At 32.6% G+C, this 19,388-nt stretch carries 17 protein-coding genes; 11 read left to right on the plus strand and 6 right to left on the minus strand.

Annotated elements, in window-relative coordinates:
• Positions 1 to 630: 630 nt before the first annotated feature.
• Positions 631 to 1,218 (minus strand): C39 family peptidase, encoded by a 588-nt coding sequence (locus C9J37_RS09690; RefSeq protein ID WP_107895161.1) that lies wholly within the window; start codon positions 1,216 to 1,218, stop codon positions 631 to 633.
• A 700-nt stretch (positions 1,219 to 1,918) separates the two neighbouring features.
• Between C9J37_RS09690 and C9J37_RS09695 the strand changes: the two genes are divergently transcribed.
• Positions 1,919 to 2,839 carry a DMT family transporter gene (locus C9J37_RS09695; RefSeq protein WP_107895162.1) on the plus strand — a complete coding sequence of 307 codons (921 nt, stop codon included), beginning with the start codon at positions 1,919 to 1,921 and terminating at the stop codon, positions 2,837 to 2,839.
• Between the two features lie 74 nt (positions 2,840 to 2,913).
• A complete protein-coding gene (locus C9J37_RS09700; RefSeq protein ID WP_107895163.1) occupies positions 2,914 to 5,115 on the plus strand; it encodes a non-ribosomal peptide synthetase in 2,202 nt (733 codons plus the stop codon).
• 101 nt (positions 5,116 to 5,216) lie between these two features.
• Here the strand turns inward: C9J37_RS09700 and C9J37_RS29640 are convergent, their stop codons facing one another.
• The gene (locus C9J37_RS29640) at positions 5,217 to 5,408 is read right to left on the minus strand and encodes an IS66 family transposase (RefSeq protein WP_107895164.1); all 192 of its coding nucleotides are present in this window, start codon (positions 5,406 to 5,408) and stop codon (positions 5,217 to 5,219) included.
• 664 nt (positions 5,409 to 6,072) lie between these two features.
• Here C9J37_RS29640 and C9J37_RS09715 point away from each other — a divergent pair.
• The 6 genes from C9J37_RS09715 (at position 6,073) to C9J37_RS09745 (ending at position 11,930) form a co-directional block, all read left to right on the plus strand.
• Positions 6,073 to 6,651 carry an accessory gene regulator ArgB-like protein gene (locus tag C9J37_RS09715; protein WP_107895166.1) on the plus strand — a complete coding sequence of 193 codons (579 nt, stop codon included), beginning with the start codon at positions 6,073 to 6,075 and terminating at the stop codon, positions 6,649 to 6,651.
• Positions 6,641 to 6,781: a cyclic lactone autoinducer peptide gene (locus C9J37_RS09720; protein ID WP_080653286.1), complete on the plus strand. Its 141-nt coding sequence runs from the start codon at positions 6,641 to 6,643 to the stop codon at positions 6,779 to 6,781. The genes C9J37_RS09715 and C9J37_RS09720 overlap by 11 nt, the downstream gene beginning before the upstream one ends.
• Positions 6,782 to 6,824: 43 nt before the next feature.
• Entirely contained in the window at positions 6,825 to 8,084 is a 1,260-nt protein-coding gene (locus tag C9J37_RS09725; protein ID WP_107895167.1) for a GHKL domain-containing protein, read from the plus strand.
• Positions 8,085 to 8,088: 4 nt separating this feature from the next.
• A complete protein-coding gene (locus C9J37_RS09730) occupies positions 8,089 to 8,820 on the plus strand; it encodes a LytR/AlgR family response regulator transcription factor (RefSeq protein WP_107895168.1) in 732 nt (243 codons plus the stop codon).
• A 572-nt stretch (positions 8,821 to 9,392) separates the two neighbouring features.
• The gene (locus tag C9J37_RS09735; RefSeq protein WP_107895169.1) at positions 9,393 to 9,752 is read left to right on the plus strand and encodes a hypothetical protein; all 360 of its coding nucleotides are present in this window, start codon (positions 9,393 to 9,395) and stop codon (positions 9,750 to 9,752) included.
• An 831-nt stretch (positions 9,753 to 10,583) separates the two neighbouring features.
• Positions 10,584 to 11,930 carry a sodium-dependent transporter gene (locus tag C9J37_RS09745; protein WP_107895170.1) on the plus strand — a complete coding sequence of 449 codons (1,347 nt, stop codon included), beginning with the start codon at positions 10,584 to 10,586 and terminating at the stop codon, positions 11,928 to 11,930.
• 152 nt (positions 11,931 to 12,082) lie between these two features.
• On the opposite strand, the gene C9J37_RS09750 is transcribed toward C9J37_RS09745, so the two are convergent.
• The 4 genes from C9J37_RS09750 to C9J37_RS09765 form a co-directional block, all read right to left on the minus strand.
• Positions 12,083 to 12,637 (minus strand): hypothetical protein, encoded by a 555-nt coding sequence (locus C9J37_RS09750; protein ID WP_107895171.1) that lies wholly within the window; start codon positions 12,635 to 12,637, stop codon positions 12,083 to 12,085.
• Between the two features lie 191 nt (positions 12,638 to 12,828).
• On the minus strand, positions 12,829 to 13,215 hold the full coding sequence (locus C9J37_RS09755) for an STAS domain-containing protein (RefSeq protein WP_107895172.1): 387 nt from the start codon (positions 13,213 to 13,215) through the stop codon (positions 12,829 to 12,831).
• 27 nt (positions 13,216 to 13,242) lie between these two features.
• Positions 13,243 to 14,937: a methyl-accepting chemotaxis protein gene (locus tag C9J37_RS09760; protein WP_107895173.1), complete on the minus strand. Its 1,695-nt coding sequence runs from the start codon at positions 14,935 to 14,937 to the stop codon at positions 13,243 to 13,245.
• Between the two features lie 28 nt (positions 14,938 to 14,965).
• The gene (locus C9J37_RS09765; RefSeq protein WP_107895174.1) at positions 14,966 to 15,388 is read right to left on the minus strand and encodes an ATP-binding protein; all 423 of its coding nucleotides are present in this window, start codon (positions 15,386 to 15,388) and stop codon (positions 14,966 to 14,968) included.
• A gap of 1,030 nt (positions 15,389 to 16,418) precedes the next feature.
• Here C9J37_RS09765 and C9J37_RS09770 point away from each other — a divergent pair.
• The 3 genes from C9J37_RS09770 to C9J37_RS09780 all read left to right on the plus strand — a co-directional run bounded on the left by C9J37_RS09770 (position 16,419) and on the right by C9J37_RS09780 (position 19,322).
• Positions 16,419 to 17,753 (plus strand): glutamine synthetase family protein, encoded by a 1,335-nt coding sequence (locus C9J37_RS09770; RefSeq protein ID WP_107895175.1) that lies wholly within the window; start codon positions 16,419 to 16,421, stop codon positions 17,751 to 17,753.
• A gap of 282 nt (positions 17,754 to 18,035) precedes the next feature.
• A complete protein-coding gene (locus tag C9J37_RS09775; RefSeq protein WP_167397285.1) occupies positions 18,036 to 18,701 on the plus strand; it encodes an HAD family hydrolase in 666 nt (221 codons plus the stop codon).
• A 303-nt stretch (positions 18,702 to 19,004) separates the two neighbouring features.
• Complete coding sequence (locus tag C9J37_RS09780; RefSeq protein WP_107895176.1) at positions 19,005 to 19,322, plus strand: VOC family protein; 318 nt, start codon at positions 19,005 to 19,007, stop codon at positions 19,320 to 19,322.
• Positions 19,323 to 19,388 lie beyond the last annotated feature (66 nt).

Here is a 19,388-nt window from a genome sequence, read left to right on the forward strand (position 1 = left end):
TTGTAAACTAACCATCTAAGTTCAAATGGTACTTGCTTTAATAAAACACTATTCTTAATTTTTTTTCTGTCAGAAATACTTTTATTGATGTCTGAGTGACCAATTATTTTCGGGAAATTGTAGTAGGTTGGTTATTTTTATTTATGGATGTGTTGTAACTAAACTCTAATATATATTAGATCTTTGAATAAGCTCAAATGATTTACTAATAGTCATTCGGGCTTTTTGTATATCTAAAAATATTTCAAGGAGGAGACTCACATGGAAGAATATCGAAAGAAAGTACCAGCAAACCATATTGACTTTTTACAGGTGAATTTAGTATGAGGGAAGTAAAAGTTATTATCCGAGGTCATTAGGTTAAAATAACAAAAAATTACGAGGGGAATGAAAAAAATGTATGATATTTACCATTGGTTTAGGTATTGAAGCTGTTATTGGAATAATTGTCAACGCAATAACTTGAAGCGAATTGCTACTTTAATTAGTCAAGTTTAGATAATAAATTTGCTCAATCTCCCGCAAATTTCGACAATACCTTTGATTTTTGTGGGAGATTTTCTTTTAAATAAGAATACTACTTTATTCGATTACAGGCGTACAGTTCTAATAAAAATATCATATCTTCTATTAATCCAAAGAAAAAACAATTGCTCTACCACTAAAACTGCTAAAGAACCTGTCTTCAAATACTATACTATTTGTTTCTCCCCAAAGAGATGGATCTCTAAAACAAATTAGTCTTCCTTTAGAGGTATGAATTCGACCACATACTACTACCAAATGTCCCCCTTTGCTTCCGTTTTTAGGGAACTTTGGAGCTATAGAACATATTACTGGTCCCTTTGTTACAAGCAAGTTTTCAAGTTGTTTACCGCTTTTAATAACTATAGGGTTACCCTTCACCCCATACATTTCTCCTAAATCGGCTAAACCTTGGTGTAACCATCCCTTCGAAATATAATACTTTCTTTTTAAACCTTCTTTAAGTAATTCTAATTGGGTTGGTATAGGTATTTTATAATGAGATATAACCATTCGTAAACACGCCAACCCACAACATCTATCGCTCCAATAGTCATGACTTCTTTCTTCAATAAGTAATCCCTTTGGCCAGTCATTCATACAAAACTTTTGACTATAACGTGGTATATAAAGAGAATAATTCATTAAATTATTTTCACAATCGTTATTATGTGATTGAATGTTTAGTTCCATATTTTATTCACGTCCAATAATTTTCTTGTTATATCTCAAATAAATTAAAAGATATTACTAGCGTTACATTAAATTAACTATACTTTAAAGAAAAAAAATATTCAATCATTTTATTATGTATAAAAAAAGTCCTTTATAATGGATAAAATCAGGTGGTAACCCGTCCAAATCCACTAATAAAGGACCGAAATTATGGTTAAGTTTATACGAAAAACTCCATCTGGACAATAGTTTTCAAGGGTAAATCTTCATTTAAGAATAAAACAAAAAAACACTCCTAGAAATCTGTTAATGAGCGTATGAAGGTGTGATGCCATAAGATTCTAGACATCATAGTAAATCAACACTTGTGTATGAAGTTAATGTCATAACTTTGTGTTACATTTCTTCTGTTTAATTTTAATGTTCGCTTAAATTCGACGCTAAAGACTAAAACGTTATATGTTAGGAAATGTATCTACTTAAATTTACTTTTATACTATAATCTTTTTATCAGTACTGATATTTCATACAAATTTTTACATTTTTGAATAGAATAATTAAGATGCGATTTTTGTTACGAAATTTAAAGAACTCGTTTTCAAAATTTAGATATAATAAATTCTAAATGAATTGAGGTAGTAATTGTTTTAAAATGGAATAACTATATAGTAAAAATGTCATTAAATTTTATTGTAAGTGAAGTGAAAGGAGGAGATTTATGAATAATTTTATCAAGGGAGCTATTTATGCAGTTTTTTCGAGCATAGGATATGGGATTATGCCAATTTTTACAGTTAAAGCCTATGAATATGGTGTGACAGTGTATACTTTACTTTTTTTAAGATTCGGATTAAGTTCTATCATCTTTTTCCTTTTCTTCCTTGTGAAAGGTACAAATATAAGAATCGGTAAACATGAGGTGAAAAATCTTTTTATACTAGGTGGTATACTATTCACACTTTTATCTATTTTCCATTTTGAATCATTAAAATATATATCATCATCTATGGCAGTCTTGCTCTTATATTGTTTTCCTTTACTAGTTTGTATCATCTCTTATTTTTTATATAAAGAAAAATTAAGTATAGGATCAATACTAGCTTTAGTAGCAACTTTCATTAGCATGATTTATTTACTTGGAGTTTCATTAGATAAAATGAATGTCTATGGAATAGTCTTATCCCTTCTTGCAGCTTTGATCTTTGCCATATATATGATTGTGGGGAAAAGAGTAACTATTAATAATTCACCAGTAATAATAAGTGCCTATACAGCACTATTTGCAACTTTTGGCGTTTTCATAATTGGTGTAGTGAAGCAAGATATCTCTTTAAATTTTAATAACCAAGCATGGATACACATTATTAGTATTGTGATTTTTTCAACTATTTTTGCTGAAATTACATTTTTTAAGTCGCTGGAATTGTTGAGTTCTTCTAACGTTTCGATGATTAGCATGGTAGAACCTGTATTTACTACTTTATTTGCTCTTGTTTTTTTAAATGAACGATTACAATTTTCACAACTTACTGGAGGAATGTTCGTTTTAATTAGTTTAGTCGTTTTAGTTTATTCTCAAAATAAGAGCATAAAAAAACCAGCAATAAATCGGACCCTAATTCAAAACGAACATATATAAATCAAAAGCGACTGCAACTCCATCATCTTTTAGTGATGATGATACAAAACCCATGATTAAAAGGAGAGATATAAATGAACACATTAGAGTTAGATACAAAGGAAAGTTATTGGAGTGCTGCTTTAAAAGAATTTGAACTTAAATCAAAAGTAACTTTAGGTACTTTTAAAAATAATGGATTTAAATTGGTCAACGATACATTTTTTTTAGATAAAAAAATTATGCAATCACTTTCACAATTTGCTGATACTTATAATGTCAATGTAAATTCTATTTTATATTCAGCCTGGGGATTATTACTTCACAACTATAATGATACAGATTATGTTGTATTTGGTACAAGTACAACAGAAGGTAAAGTTCTACCGTTTTGTGTTAAAACTGATTTTGATATTACATCTATAAAATATATTAGACAAATTGAGAATGAATTAGAATTGATAAAATTATACAAAAATGTAACAGAAGAAGAAATTTTTTCTTATAATCAACTGGGTTTAAAAAGTGGTTTATTTGGTTCAATATTTTCGAGTGGTGAATCAAAAGCAGTTTTGTCAGAATATTTAGAAGAAAATGAGATTGAGATGTGTTTTGAAATAGATTTTTCGTTAAAATGTAGTATTTCCTACAACGATAATTTATTTGATAATTACGCAATATCGAAATTGAAAGAACATTTTTTTAATTTAGTATCTGAACTTACCTTAAATTCACATACTAAATTAGAGGATATTGCTATTCTTTCAAAAAAAGAAAAAAATCAAGTATTGTATGAATTTAATAATAAATCGATTAATTATGATATTACTAAAACTGTCGATGACTTTTTTGAAATGCAGGTTAAAAAAAATCCCAATAAAGTAGCTTTAATTTGTAAGGATAAAAGTTTTACATACGATGAACTTAATAAGAAATCCAATCAATTAGCTTTTTTACTACGTCAAAAAGGCGTTAAACCAGAAAAATTAGTAGGATTAGTAGTAGATCGATCCGAAGATTTAATTATTGGTATATTGGCGATTCTTAAAGCTGGCGGAGCTTATCTTCCTGTCGATCCAGCTTACCCATTACAACGTATTAATTATATGTATGAACAAGCGGAAATTGATTTACTATTAACACATAGTCATTTAAATATAGATTTGTCATTTCCTTGTGAAAAAATATATCTAGATAATTATCCTTTAAATCAATATCCAACTGACAATTTAGATAGATTACATAATGCAGAAAATCTAATCTATACGTTATATACTTCTTGTTCAACAGGGCAACCAAAAGGAGTTACTGTTGAGCATAGAAATGTTGTAGGATACTATCATAGTTTTATAGATGAATTTAAATTAACTGAAAATGATATTATGTTGCAGCAATCAACAGTATCATTTGATATTTCTGTAGAAGAAATTTTTCCTATTTTACTAACTGGCGGAACTTTGGTTATAGCATGTAAAGATGAAGTAGCCTCTATAGAAAAGCTTTTAATCGTAATGAGAAATAATAAAGTTACCATGATTAGCGGATTCCCTTTATTATTGAATGAATTAAACAAATATCCTCCTGTAGAATCGGTTCACACAATGATTAGTGGTGGAGACGTACTAAGAAAAGAATATATAAACAATTTAATTGATAAAGTTAAGATATATAATACTTATGGTCCGTCAGAGACAACTGTTTGTATCTCGTATTATGAAGTAACAAGTGAGAGAATACAAAGTGGCATTCCAACCGGTAAACCTATCGCTAACTATAAAGTATATATTTTAGATAAAAATCGAAAACCAGTTCCTATTGGAGTTCCAGGAGAAGTGTGTATTTCAGGTGTTGGTGTTTCCCGTGGATATTTGAATCGCCCTGATTTAACAAGTGAGCGCTTTGTAAAAAATCCATTCATACCGAATGAGAAAATGTATATTTCTGGAGATTTAGCAAGGTGGTCACCAGATGGGAATATTGAGTTTTTAGGTAGGATTGATAATCAAATAAAAATTTGTGGACGAAGAACTGAACCAGGTGAAGTGGAAGAAAAACTTCTAGAGCATCCAAATGTTACAGAAGCGTGTGTTATAGCTAGAGAAAACAAAGATAAAAATAAATATTTAACTGCTTATATAGTAATAAATGAAACTATTTCTGCTACAGATTTGAAAGAATATTTATATAAATTTTTACCAGACTTTATGGTACCATCCTATTATGTTGTATTAGATAAATTACCAATAAATATAAATGGAAAAATTGATAAAAATAATTTAGCTATTATTCTAAATTAAATTTACTTATTTATCTAGAGTAAGCCAGAAATATAAAATAGCGCACCTTTACGGCAAGCACAACGAATGGCCAGCTATCCGAAATTTTTTCGGCTAGCTGGCTATTTTGTGCATGTGTCTGGGATGTTTTTTGACAAAGACGAGTTGATGCCATTTGCTTTGACCGTCTCTGGTAAGCTTAAACAGATTGCATTGGCTTTCGCACCAACTTCACTTACAGAGAAAGCCAATTTTCTTCGACCGATTACGATTGGGCGAATTGCATTTTCGGCTGGACGATTATCGATTTCAATCTGATCGTCAAATAGAAAAGCCCTTTAACCCTTGTACACGATTTAATTTGTATCTGCTGCTTTTGCGAGCACGTTTTTCCAAAAAAAGATAAGTCCTTTACCCATTTCAAGAATTTCTCCACAATGGGCTTCGAATATTTTTGACGAACTTTTCAACGTTTTGCTGGTGAAAGATCTAAATTGACGTTCTAAGCGATTCAATTGATCACAATAATCGAAGTCCATATTCCCTCTTTCCTATCGAATTTCAGGCAATCATGTCACAAATCTGTTTAACAGTTAGCGAATGTGACATTTTAGGAAGTCACCTTAGGTAGAATAACCTTCACAAATTTCGGGTATACACCTAAGTGTAAAAACGAATAACCACTTATATGACTGGAAATTTAGATACTCAAATATATTTACGAATAATTACATATGTTATTTTCACCTTTAATATCTGATGAATGGAGTGATTCTATAGCTAATCTATTAAGAAAATTTAAGAATTAATATAGGGTAAGTGGGATAATTTAACAATATTAATTTTTTTATATACAAAAAAGAAAAATTACAGCGATTAATACCCAATTTAATACATTTAAGAAGCTTTTTGTAACACTTAAGATTTACAATACTAAATTATTAGATAATTTAGTATTATAAAAAGAGGGGGGAGTATATGGAGGCTTTATTAAAGCTTGAAAATATCATTACGAAGGCTCTGATTCAGGAAAACCACAATGAGATAGAAAAGGAAAAAATTAGATTCGGTATACAACTAATTGTAAATGATATTTGGAAAATACTGTTTATTTATATAGTGGCATTCATTTTGAATTGCTTTATGGCCACACTAATAACACATATTACATTTATTGTATTACGACAAGTATCTTTTGGTTTTCATTTTCAAAGTAGCATTATTTGCTTAGTTGCAAGTATAGTTTCTTTGCCAATCGGTTTATACATAATCAATAGCAACCATATAAATGCTGACCATTTTATATTTTTATTTGGTATATTATCGACTCTTTTTTTACTATTAATAGCTCCTGTTGGAACTATAAAAAGACCCGTTTTTAATCAAAATCACCGAAACTATCTAAGAAAACAATTGTTCATTAGATTATCCATTTTATGGACTATTATTTTCGTTTTAAAAGGCGATTATCGATTATTTATTTTGTATGCAATAAATTTATTAGCAATATCAGTATTAATTCAAAAAATATTTGGAGGAAGTAATTATGAAAATTAGAAAACAATTATTAAATAAGGTATCTAACTTGGTTATTTTATTCGCAACTTCTGCGACTACATATGCATGTAACTTAGTTTTTCACGAAGTAAAAATACCAGAAAGTTTAAAAAAAGAAAGTAAATTTTAATTAAGTGTTGGAGGATACTCAAATAGAAAGTAATTTCTTAATATTGGTAATTATTGAATTTTTTATTATAACGGGTTCTATATATTACTTACAGAATTTAAAATTTAATTTGGTCACTATAAGTTCAACTGTACTAATTTGGATATTAGCAGCAACAGCATTTTTATACGTTGAGTCTTGGATAGTGATCTCTTTTCTTTTTATAACTATATTTATTTTTTTAAGCTTTAAATCCAATTTTTTAAAAATATGTATCGATTTAACTACTATCATTTTTATTGGAATTCTGTCTGAGTCATTATCACAAATTATGTTAGGATCTAGTAAATCGACTAATTCTCAGCTCATTTTATTTAGTTTAATTTATGTATCTTTGTTCAGCCTATTAAATCTCATTATACACAAATTGAAGAAAGATATTAGCATCATTGATTTTCCTTTAATAACCAAAATAATCTTTGTATTGCTTTTCAGTGTAACTGTCATTGTACTATACTTAAATATTTTTATTCCTTCAACATATGAAGAAATGCAGCTGACTAAAATTAATTTAACCATACAGCTTGTATATTTAGTTCTAATCTCTACATTAATTATGTTTCTAATAAAAATTATAAAAAAAGAGAATGCTCTTAAATATAAGCAACTGCAACAGTCTCAATACAATCAATATTTAATTTCTTTAGAAGCTGTTAATCAAGATATACAAAAATTCCAGCATGATTATATGAATATTTTATTCACTATGGATGGATATATTTCACAAGGGGATATAGAAGGTTTGAAATCCTACTTTAACAAAAAAATACTAAAAGTAGAGAGCGATACTTTATTAAAAAATCAATTTATGAAGAATATTAGTAACTTAGCTATTATTGAATTAAAGGGTCTTCTTTTAACAAAATTATTATTAATACTAGAAAAAAATATAAAATTTCATATTGAACTCCCGCAAAAAATCAGTAGTATTCCTATCGATATAATTGATTTTTCGAGAATTTTAGGGATATTAATCGATAACGCAATTGAAGCAAATGAAGAATCTGAGAACGGTGTAATAAATCTTGCTATATTAAAAACAGCGAATGGATCAATACTCTTTGTAATCGAAAACTCATTTCAAGATACTCTAGACATTAATCAAATTTTCAATAAAAACTATTCAACGAAAAAAGGAAATAATCGTGGAAATGGTCTTGCAAATGTTACTGAAATTATTAAAAAATATCCAAATGTTCTATTAAATACTCGAATTGAGAATCAAATATTTATTCAAGAATTAGAATTAAACTATAGGAAGTGATATTTTGAGAGTTATTATATGTGAAGACGACATTTCACAACGGCAATTTATTTTAAATGAGATTGTTCAATATGCTAACTTTCATTTACCCGGCACTGAGGTTGTTTTATGTGCTTCAAGTGGTGCCGAAGTATTAAGTTATATAAATCAATATCCAGCCGATTGTTACTTTTTAGATATTGATTTAGAAGGCATTATGTGTGGATTAGAATTGGCAAGCTTAATTAGAGAAAAGGATTCATTAGCAAATATTATTTTTGTTACAACGTTTGCTGATAAGCTAAGGTTAACTTTTAAATATAAAATTGCTGCGATGGATTATATTGTAAAAGATCCTGATAAAGAAATTTTTCAAGAAAACCTAACACTTGCTTTAAATACTGCATACCAACGATATGTTTCTATTGGTCAACAAAGTGATAGAGTTAATATGTTACAGATAAAGGTTGGAGAAAACATTAAAAATATTAAATACGCAAATATTTATTACTTAGAAACAGCAACAGTGGCTCATAAGCTGAGATTACATACCAAAGATGGAACATACGAATTTTATGGGAAACTCAAAGACTATGAAAAATTAGATAGCAGATTCCGACGTTGTCATAATAGTTATTTAATAAATATAGATTACATGATAGAGTTTTCTCCTAAAGAAAGAATGCTTACCATGAGTAATGGACATAAATGTTTGGTTTCATTTCGTTACACTAAAAATATCACACGTGTTAATTAAATAAATTCATCCTGTTTTTATTCAGTATAATTTACAGGAAATGCCGGTGCATCTTTAAGCCCTATCTGCCACTCGATTGACGAGGTAGCACAGACCAGATAATTACAGCCCAAAAAAGTTGGCTAAACAGAGGCTGCCCCTCCTGGGGACGTCTAAAAAAACAGTAGCAAACCATTGATACAATTGGATTTGTGAGAAACTAGGGCTTCGGTCGGGGCTTCGGTCACTGATTCAGAATCCCTTTTTTATTACCTTGAAAATTACGTAAATATTGTACCGAAATTATCTTCCAATTCAATTGTATGGAGGATTTTTTTATGACCAATAAGACAGGATTATTTGATGTAGACTTTTCACTGTCAACCAAAGAGCTTACTACTCAAGGGGGATATGCTATGTTAAGAAACTTGTCTGCTTTTGATAAAATGTGATTCCTCACCTTTAATAAACCATTATATTTTTAATTTATGGAAAGTACAGTTGTCCTGAAAATACTTGAAAGATAGTAAAGATAACAAGAACCATTTATGATATAATCCCTATGATTTACAAAATTGGAGGATTGGTGAATTTTGAAAAGAAAAAGGTTGGTACTCTTATTTTTCATGCTTGCATTACTAGTTTTATCGGCTTGCAGTGATTCAAGCGATGTTGATTCAAGTGATATTGATTCAAGTGATATTGATTCATATGAAGATACAAATGACACAGGTAACACGAGTTCACCTTATACGGAAGATGAACTAATAAATGACCCTTTAGCTCCGTCTACGAATCCGAATGATTACAATTCAAACGGTGAATATGTCCCTGAAAATGGTCCTAGCGACAATCCTGCTGATTATAATGTAGATGGAGAATACAAGCCAATAGAAGATATGACGGAGGAAGAAAAGAGAGCAGAACTTGAAAGATTCTTTAATGGCGAATAGGACTAGTTATTAGGAAATTTTCTTCTACAAAACAGAGTGTTCAAAATGGGCATGTCTCAAGGGTATTTCAAGGTTAATGAATGGCTTGATAGCGTTCCTATGAAGCCAAATGAAGCAAAGAAGCGAGATAATTAAGTGTTTATCTCGTTTTTTAATTTGAGATTATTCTCGGCATAAGATTTATAACAGTATTAAATTGTATCATGTAAAGTAAAAAGTTATCTATGGAGTTGTAAGAACGTCTGTGAACCTCCTGTGAGTGTGAAAGTTGATTCATTCTTTGATGGTATCTGTGGATGCTTCCTAAGCAGGTTGAGTGCAAAGTGTAGCAATAGGGTTTCAAGTTCCTAACTTTCACTCCTAACTTTTTGGTAGTGAGATTATCTTGCAGTTAAGAACATACTTGTAATGCAGTAATAACTCCATTACAATCGATATTATCATTGAATATATCAGTGTTCATTACTTATAAACTATTGATACTTATACATTTCACGCTAATTCCCTCATATAGCTTATTTCTTAGGTATGGAGCCAGTCGTTGGCGATTCATTATACACAATGATTGTTGCATTTTACCATTTAATATCGTGAAAGGTGTGTTATTAACGGCGATTATGGCATTGTTATTCACAACGATGCGCAAATGGATCAACCAACAACGCACAATGTATTTATCGAAATAAACCATTTCACCTCGAACATATTTATGTTCGAGGTTTTTTATATAGAGCCAATAGCATACTGGGAAATTTAGGAACTGTCTAGTCTAATTTACTATTTTAATGTACAATTAATAAGAGATTAGTTAGTTTTGAGGAGATTGAAGAGATGAGTGAGAATAAAGGACAATGGTCTAGTAAATTAGGATTTATTTTAGCATCAGCGGGTGCGGCAATTGGGTTAGGGGCTATTTGGAAGTTACCCTATGTCACAGGGCAAAGTGGTGGAGGCGCATTTTTCCTAATTTTTGTGCTTTTTACATTATTAATCGGCCTACCGATGTTATTATCCGAGTATATTTTAGGGCGGGGTACGCAATCTGAAGCTGTCACTGCCTATAAAAAAATTGTGCCAACGAAATCAGCTTGGGCTTGGGTTGGACGTATGGGTGTACTGGGGTGTTTTCTGTTATTAACCTTTTACAGTGTTGTAGGAGGATGGATTTTTATTTATAGCGGCCTTGGTGTATCAGGTGCAGTTATTGATTCTTCCGTTAATCCAGGCGATTTATTTGGAAAGATTATTAGCACACCGTGGATTACATTACTAGGTTTAGCGTTATTTACACTAACCAATGTACTTGTTATTTCGCTAGGTGTACAGAATGGTATTGAAAAAGCAAATAAGTGGATGATGCCATTGTTATTTGTGATGTTTATCATTCTTGTTGTTCGTGCATTAACTTTAGATGGGGCAATGGAAGGTGTGAAATTCTTCTTATGGCCTGATTTTTCTAATATAACAGGTAAAGCGTTACTAGAGGCGCTAGGGCAGTCATTCTTTGGTTTGGCAGTAGGGTTCTCTTGTTTGGTTACATATAGTTCGTATTTGAAAAAAGATGTTAGTTTACCAAACTCAGCAGGTTCCGTTGTTATCTTGACGGTACTTGTGTCGTTTTTAGCAGGACTAGCTATTTTCCCAGTTGTATTTGCTTTTGATTTGGAGCCACAAGCTGGGCCTGGCTTATTATTTATGGTGCTGCCGACAGCATTTAGTCAAATGCCTTTTGGGGAAGTGTTTTTAGCCCTGTTTTTATTACTATTTTTATTTGCGACATTAACTTCGTCGTTTAGTTTATATGAAATCATCGTGGCAGCATTTATTGAAAAATGGCATATGTCGCGTTCAGTTTTAACGTTATTACTTGGAGTCATTGTTTTTGTTGCAGCAATTCCATCGGCATTATCGTCAAGTTTATTAGCGGATGTTTCAATATTTGGCAAGTCAATCTTTGATGCTACTGATTATTTAGTGTCTAATTTAATGCTACCATTGGGCAATTTATTAATCGCCATTTTTATTGCCTATATAGTAGATAAAGATTTTGTGAAAAAAGAATTGCTTATGGGAAGTCAAGTGGGGCAAGGGTTTTATAACACGTATCGGCTACTTATGTTAGTGGTCGTCCCAATTGTAATTATCGTTGTTTTATTAAATATGCTTCTACAAAAATAATTGTATAGCAGCTTAGAGATGGTTCTTGTATTGTGCAGGAACCATCTTTTTTTCGATTAAGCACCAAGTGGTAGTGAAAAAAATACCTGCCATTAAAGCACTCTTTGCAAGTGTTTTAACTACAGGTACTATGTTTTTGGCACTTCAAGACATTAAGATGAGCTAACTTTTATCAAATTTATTGAAGCGGCGAGTACAATTCCGCCATCGCAAGTACGGAAGTCTGGACCGATATTTCTTAATTGAACTGTTCCATTATCTGGGATAAATACTATTGTTCCTCCAGTAATTGGTACGCATTCATATCTATCGACTTCTGTATTTAATGCTCCGTATCTCGTTTGAATTGGATTCACTTCGGCATTATTAACAAAAAGAGCTGTAACGATTGTAACGTTACCTGTCCCGAATGGGGAGAAGTTTCCATTCACATGATAATCAATATAGTACGCTCCTCCTTGGGACACCCTGATAGTCACTGTATCGGGGTCTAAAGTGATACCGGCTGTTTCTCCCATACCGTTCCAAGGCATAGCTTGATTGGTAGCAAGCGTGATAAAATTTGTTTGAAAAAAGTTCCCGTATGTGGAAGGTGATACTGCTGGAGTTTGTGCGTTTGGAGTGATATGACAAATATCGATTGCTTTAATAACAGGCAAACTAGATTGGCAACGTTCGCATGAACAATTTTTTTGACAACGATTCAAAGACTGTACCTCCTAATACATTTTTCTAATAGTTTATTTAATTTATCCTTTTTTGCCTGTGTGTGCATTTAACTCATTTCTCTATAACCTTAGACAAAAAAGAGCAGACAAATATTTGTCTGCCCTTCTAATCATCTATGTTGCTCCGCTGGTAAAACAATTGTCAGAATTGTTTGTGTGCCTGTCACCATTTAATATTCACTTAGTGCGAGTTCGCCTAACCATTTTTCTTCTTTAATGAACTGCTTCGCTTGGAGTTCATTTTTGGCAATAGGGAAAACTTTATCGCATTGTGAGATGGCAAACAGCTTACGGATAAAATCATCTGTCACAATAATCGCTATTTTCTTATCTAGCGTTGTGACTTTCTTTGCAAAATTGATAATCATACCAAAACCAGTACTATCAATATTCGTAACCTTTTGCATATCGATAATATAGCCGTGTATTGTGTCGAAACTAATCGCGTGAAGATCCTCTTTTAAATCACCAATCAATCCATATTCTAATGTGCCAGAAAAGGCGATTAAAATATAATCAGCCTTAGTATCAATATCAATCATATTTTTCTGATTCATATCGTACGCCTCCTTATATGTTTAAAGTTAGAATGTAAATTTATTTACTTCGTTCTGTAGGGTAGTCGAAATTTCGGCTAATTCCTCTGAGTTTTGTGAGATTTCCGCAACGGTTGCGTGCTGTTCTTCGGAAGTTGCTGCAATTTCTTCGGTCGCTGCTGCAGAATCTTCAATGATACGTGAGATATCATGTATAGCTTGTTGTACATCTAATGAATTGTCATTGACATGGGTGAATGCTGATTTCATTTCCTTCACACCTTGCTCTGTTTCCACAACTTGTTCGACGATCTCTTGTAAAGCATTGCCTCCTTTACTAATGATGTGTACCTGCTCTTCGACAGCGAGTAAATTACTTTCCATTGTCCGAACGGTTACAGCGGTTTCAGCTTGTATATCTTTAATTAAACTCGTAATTTGCCCAGAAGCTAAACTTGATTGTTCGGCTAGCTGGCGTACTTCGGAAGCTACTACGGCGAAGCCTTTTCCTTGCTCACCCGCTCGAGCTGCTTCGATAGCGGCGTTTAATGCCAATAAATTTGTTTGTTCCGCAATCCCTGTAATAACAGTTATAATACCGCCGATTTCTTCGGAACGTTTGCCTAGTTTTTGAATAGAATCGGTAGCGTAGGATACTGTTTGCGTGACAGAGTTTAAATGTTTTATGGCTTCGTTAATCGCATCCTCGCCTTTTCGTGCGATGTGGGTTGATTGAATGGCTCTCTCTAAAGTGGCTTCAGCCTTTTGTAAGCTATTGGCTACTTCATCATTCGTTTTTTGCATCATTTTCACAATATGCTCCACCTGATCGGATTGCGTGCTAGTGCCGCTTGCAATATCATTCATTGTTAATGCCACTTGGTTTGAGGCTTCGCTAGTTTGGCGAGAAGATTCTGCTAAAACTAGCGAAGAACTTGCGATTTGATTGGCGCTATTGGAGACGACGTTGATTGTTTCGGTTATACGAGTCTTCATCGCATTGAAAGCTTGTGCTAAATTAGCAATTTCATCTTGTCCTTTAGGATTTAATATTTTCACATTTAAATTTAAATCTGCTAGTTCTTTGGCATTGGCGCTTAATTGATTGATGGGCGCAATAATTAGCCGTTGTAAAAACCAACTGATGATGACAAACATTAAAGTGGAAACAATTAATAAAACGACAATATTTTTAATAACGCTTTCCATAGCAGTGTTGGTATAGGTATCTATTGGTATGCCTGTTGCCCACATACCAATAACGTCCCCTTGCTTGTTTAAAATAGGGTCGGTGGCGACTTCATACATAATTCCTAACACATTGGCTGAACCGATATAGCGCTCTTTTTGCTCTAACACGGCAGCGGTTATCTCCTTAGAAGCTTTGGTATTAATTGGCCTGTTGCCATTCTCCACAATATTTGTGCTAACTCGAGTATCGAATTGAAAAATTGTGACAGCATTGCCGTCGGTTAGATCTCTCAGTTTGTCGACAATCTCAAAGTTACCAACAATTTTAACATCCCCTTTATACAATTCATTATTTTGGATGTTCCAATCTCCCGGGATTTTAGCATCTAAATACTCATAACCTAATTGGATATCTGATTGAAGTTTCGTATTAACAGTTTCTAAAAGATTTTTTTTAGAGTCATTATAGTCAACAATCGTGAGCAGTGTAATCATAAGTAAAATGCAAGTAATGAGTAGTAGGTTAATTTTTTTGCGGATTGTCCATTTCATAAAAAGTCCCTCCTAATCTTAGATGTACCTATCCATGAATTTTCTTAGAAACACCGACTAAAAATTTTGTTTTCGAAATATGTTTGAACCAAATAGAATCCACCATTTGTTTGACAAAAAATAACCCGCGACCTCGATCTGTATAATTATGTTCGTTAAGATCAAATTGCAAAGCCTTTTCCAAATTGTTTTCAGTAATTCCTTGTGCTTCATCGATAACGGTTAACTTAATTTCCTCGTCGTTATGTGTTACTTGCACTTGAATTGTGTTGTGAGAGAGGGGATGTAATGATTTTTCCGTTGCTTCAACTGCATTAATAACTAATTCGTGTAAGACAAATCGTAATTCTCTACTAAAAGGTATATTATAAAGCGTTGTATAATTTTCCATCGTCTTATCTATAAAATGAACTGCTTGCATATTAGCTTGAACTCGCAGTGTAAATTCCAATACCAATCACCTATCTTGTACTTGAAATAACAGTTACATTTTCGCTAGCATTGCAGTAAAAAATGTAAGCAAATAAAATAGGTCATCGCCATTATAGGGAGAAATTAATAAATGGAATTGCCTGAATCCATTAAGGGATAGGCTTTTAGCGCATAAAGAATGCTTCTTTTCATCCAAAAGCTGTCATTATCGTCGTCAATATACCTTGTTAGGCTCTTTGTAACCTTCTAAACGCTAGATTATGTAGCTAACGATTTAATTTCACAATCCGTAATGCTTGAAAAAAGTTCGTTATTTTACGGTAGTGTGTATTCACAAGTAGAGAACGAGTTTACTAGCAACGTATTGTTTTAAATATTGCTGTTATCACCCTCGTAGTACATGTCACACCTAGAGCAGTGAAAAAATACTAGGAAGTCTATGTATTTTAAATACTGTTTATTTTTTTGGTGACCATGCGTTGTTAAGGAAATTTTGGCGATGACTAATCTTTTACCTGGAGCTTGCGAAGTTTGGCTTTAACTTGGTAGTTTAAGACCGTTTGAAAGGAGTATAGAACTAGATGGAATTAAAGGTCTTTATCCACCAACGTCATAATTATAAAAGGTACTTTCGAATTATACAATTACTTTAATAGGCAATGGTAAATATCCATTTATTGAATAGTTCAAAGTATCCTGTAAAACTCTATAAAAATAAATTTGCTTTTAATGTACCAGTAAAATATAAAAAATGCAAGACTAATGTTCTACTTAATATTGGTTTTATTTAATCTATAAGTTTTATTTTTGGTATATTTAATATTACTTATAGACTATATAGTATCTTTTGTTGTTTAGTTTTTTAGTTGTGTGCAATGAAAGGTAAACCATTAGGCTTCTATACATCTAAAAAGAAGATAAGAATATTCTAAAAATTCTATGTAATAAAACCTTACATGCCCATTGCGTTTATTAGTTGTTTTAGTGTAATTTAAAAGCAGTTCTAAAAAACGTATGTTAAGAAAAATGACAAATTGGAGTGGTGAAGAATGAAACATCATACTAGAGATGATATTATCCGCATGGTGAAAGAGGAAAATGTGAAATTTATTCGCCTACAATTTACTGATATATTGGGCTCAATCAAGAATGTGGAAATACCAGTTAGTCAGTTAGCGAAGGCATTAGACAATAAAGTGATGTTTGATGGCTCATCGATTGAAGGATTTGTCCGTATTGAGGAATCCGATATGTATTTACACCCGGATCTTGATACATTCGTTGTCTTCCCGTGGACGGCTGAAAGAGGCAAGGTCGCACGCTTTATTTGTGATATTGCACGACCAGATGGAACAGCATTTGAGGGCGATCCACGCTCTAACTTGAAGCGTGTCTTAAAAGAAATGGAAGAATTGGGCTTTACTTCGTTTAACCTTGGACCAGAACCGGAATTTTTCTTATTTAAACTAGATGAAAAAGGCCATCCAACACTGGAATTAAATGATAGTGGTGGGTATTTCGATTTAGCGCCGACGGATTTAGGTGAGAACTGTCGACGGGAAATTGTGCTGGAGCTAGAGGGCATGGGTTTTGAAATTGAAGCGTCACATCATGAAGTGGCACCGGGTCAGCATGAAATTGACTTTAAATATGCCAGTGCCATTGAAGCATGTGATAACATTCAAACGTTTAAACTGGTTGTTAAAACGGTAGCAGCACAACACGGCTTGCATGCAACTTTTATGCCGAAACCTTTATTTGGAGTAAATGGTTCAGGGATGCACTTTAATCTGTCATTATTTGAAGGAGAAAATAATGCCTTCTATGATGAACATGCAGAACTGCAATTAAGCCAAACGGCACGCAGTTTTATGGCAGGGGTTATGAAGCATGTGCACGGCTTTACAGCAGTAACGAATCCATTAGTCAATTCCTACAAACGTTTAGTGCCTGGCTATGAGGCACCATGTTACGTAGCTTGGTCAGCACAAAATCGCTCACCGCTTATTCGTATCCCTGCGGCACGAGGACTTTCAACACGTATTGAGTTGCGTTCTGTCGATCCAGCAGCCAACCCATACTTAGCAATGGCAGTTATTTTAGCCTCTGGGCTCGATGGTATTCGCAAAGGCTTAACACCACCAGACGCTGTGGACCGAAATATTTATAAAATGAATCGTGTAGAGCGTGAAATGAATGGCATTGATAGTTTACCATCTTCATTAGAATATGCACTGATAGAACTAGAAATGGACCATACCGTTCGTGACGCACTAGGCATTCATATTTTTGAAAAGTTCACAGCAGCGAAAGAAATTGAATGGAACAAATACCGCACACGCGTCCACGACTGGGAACGAGATGAATATTTGACGATGTACTAACAAAGAAGTGTTGGGGCTGTAGGGCGCCGACACTTCTTTATTTTTTTGCCCACATGGGTTTGTTTTGCTGTTATGGTTTCTAAAAATTGTTTCCATTTTACTTAATAATAGTAGCAATCCTTTTAGATTTAAAAATAATTACTTATTGTTGTTCATTTGAAATTTATAATGTTGAGAGAAAAGTATCCTCTAATCCTGCTTTGGGAAATGTTTATATTATAAAGTGGATTATTTTGGTAAAATTAATGTTGAGTAAATATTGTCCTGTGGAGGAATTCTAAAATGTTTAAAGCTGTATTATTTGATTTAGATGGAACTTTATTGAATCGTGAGAAATCGATTGAGCTTTTTATAAACCAGCAATATGAAAGATTATTTGAGTTACTTTCTCATATTTCAAAAGAGCAATATATTTCACGATTTATTGAATTAGACAATCGTGGATATGTTTGGAAGGATAAAGTATACCAACAACTGATTGATGAATTTAATATATCTTCAGTAACATGCGAAGAACTTCTACAAGATTATTTAAAAGAATTCAAAAATCATTGTGTAGGATTTCCTCATATTCATGAAATGTTGGAGGAGCTGAAAAATAATAAAATCGCTTTAGGCATGATTACAAATGGGTTCGGTCAGTTCCAAATGGAGAACATTAAAGCTTTGAACATTGATCAATATTTTGACGTAATATTAGTATCTGAATGGGAAGGAATGAAGAAACCTAATCCTCAAATCTTTATAAATGCATTAGAAAAATTAAACGTAGAACCTTCAGAAAGTGTATTTATTGGTGACCATCCAGAAAATGATGTGAAAGCTGCTCAAAACGTAGGAATGAAGGGGATTTGGAAAAGAGATAATCAATGGACTGATGTAGAAGCAGATGCAATAATTGATGATTATTTTAAACTTCCTGTGATTTTGAAGAAATTAAATTTTTAGCATACATAGCCAGATAAAATAACGTTTAAAATCAAAGTATGGAAAAACACTGAAAATTTGGGAATTTTCCATATTTAATAGGGACAAATACGGACAAATACCCCTAATGTGTCCACGACTGGGAACGCGATGAATATTTGACGATGTACTAACAAAGAAGTGTTGGGGCTGTAAGGCTCCGACACTTCTTTGTTTTTTATAGATGCACATAAAATAAAATTTTTACTGGCAATGCTGGTAGGATATTATTAGCAGTTGTATTGTAGATACTAGAAAAACAAGGGAATATAGGAGGTGTATAAATTGAAGATTAAAAGAATGGATCATATAGGGATAATTGTCAATGACCTCTCTGCCGCTAAAGCGTTTTTTCTCGATTTTGGACTTGAGGTGAAAGGAGAATGGGAAATGGCAGGGGAGTTGATGGGATATGCAGCTGGGCTTTCTGACGTAAAAGTAGCGTGTGTAGGATTGGGCATGCCGGAAGGTCAGACTTGGATAGAACTAATTAAATTTTATTCGCCGTTAGCGGAAGCGGATTTTCAGCAACCCTGTGCTAATACGCTGGGTATCCGACATATTGCATTTGCTGTTGAAAATATTGAAGCGATTGTTACCTAATTAAAAAAGAACGGTAAGGACATCTTTTGCAAGGCTATAGCATGGGCAGACCTTCTACCATTATCA

It is taken from the genome of Lysinibacillus mangiferihumi (genome assembly GCF_003049665.1).
GTDB lineage: Bacteria > Bacillota > Bacilli > Bacillales_A > Planococcaceae > Lysinibacillus > Lysinibacillus mangiferihumi.

Bases quoted from the DNA above. Each gene is read 5' to 3' on its own strand.
- C9J37_RS09690 (WP_107895161.1), bottom strand. From the start codon at position 1,218: ATGGAACTAAACATTCAATCACATAATAACGATTGTGAAAATAATTTA.
- C9J37_RS09695 (WP_107895162.1), top strand. From the start codon at position 1,919: ATGAATAATTTTATCAAGGGAGCTATTTATGCAGTTTTTTCGAGCATA.
- C9J37_RS09700 (WP_107895163.1), top strand. From the start codon at position 2,914: ATGAACACATTAGAGTTAGATACAAAGGAAAGTTATTGGAGTGCTGCT.
- C9J37_RS09715 (WP_107895166.1), top strand. From the start codon at position 6,073: ATGGAGGCTTTATTAAAGCTTGAAAATATCATTACGAAGGCTCTGATT.
- C9J37_RS09720 (WP_080653286.1), top strand. From the start codon at position 6,641: ATGAAAATTAGAAAACAATTATTAAATAAGGTATCTAACTTGGTTATT.
- C9J37_RS09745 (WP_107895170.1), top strand. From the start codon at position 10,584: ATGAGTGAGAATAAAGGACAATGGTCTAGTAAATTAGGATTTATTTTA.
- C9J37_RS09755 (WP_107895172.1), bottom strand. From the start codon at position 13,215: ATGAATCAGAAAAATATGATTGATATTGATACTAAGGCTGATTATATT.
- C9J37_RS09760 (WP_107895173.1), bottom strand. From the start codon at position 14,937: ATGAAATGGACAATCCGCAAAAAAATTAACCTACTACTCATTACTTGC.
- C9J37_RS09770 (WP_107895175.1), top strand. From the start codon at position 16,419: ATGAAACATCATACTAGAGATGATATTATCCGCATGGTGAAAGAGGAA.
- C9J37_RS09775 (WP_167397285.1), top strand. From the start codon at position 18,036: ATGTTTAAAGCTGTATTATTTGATTTAGATGGAACTTTATTGAATCGT.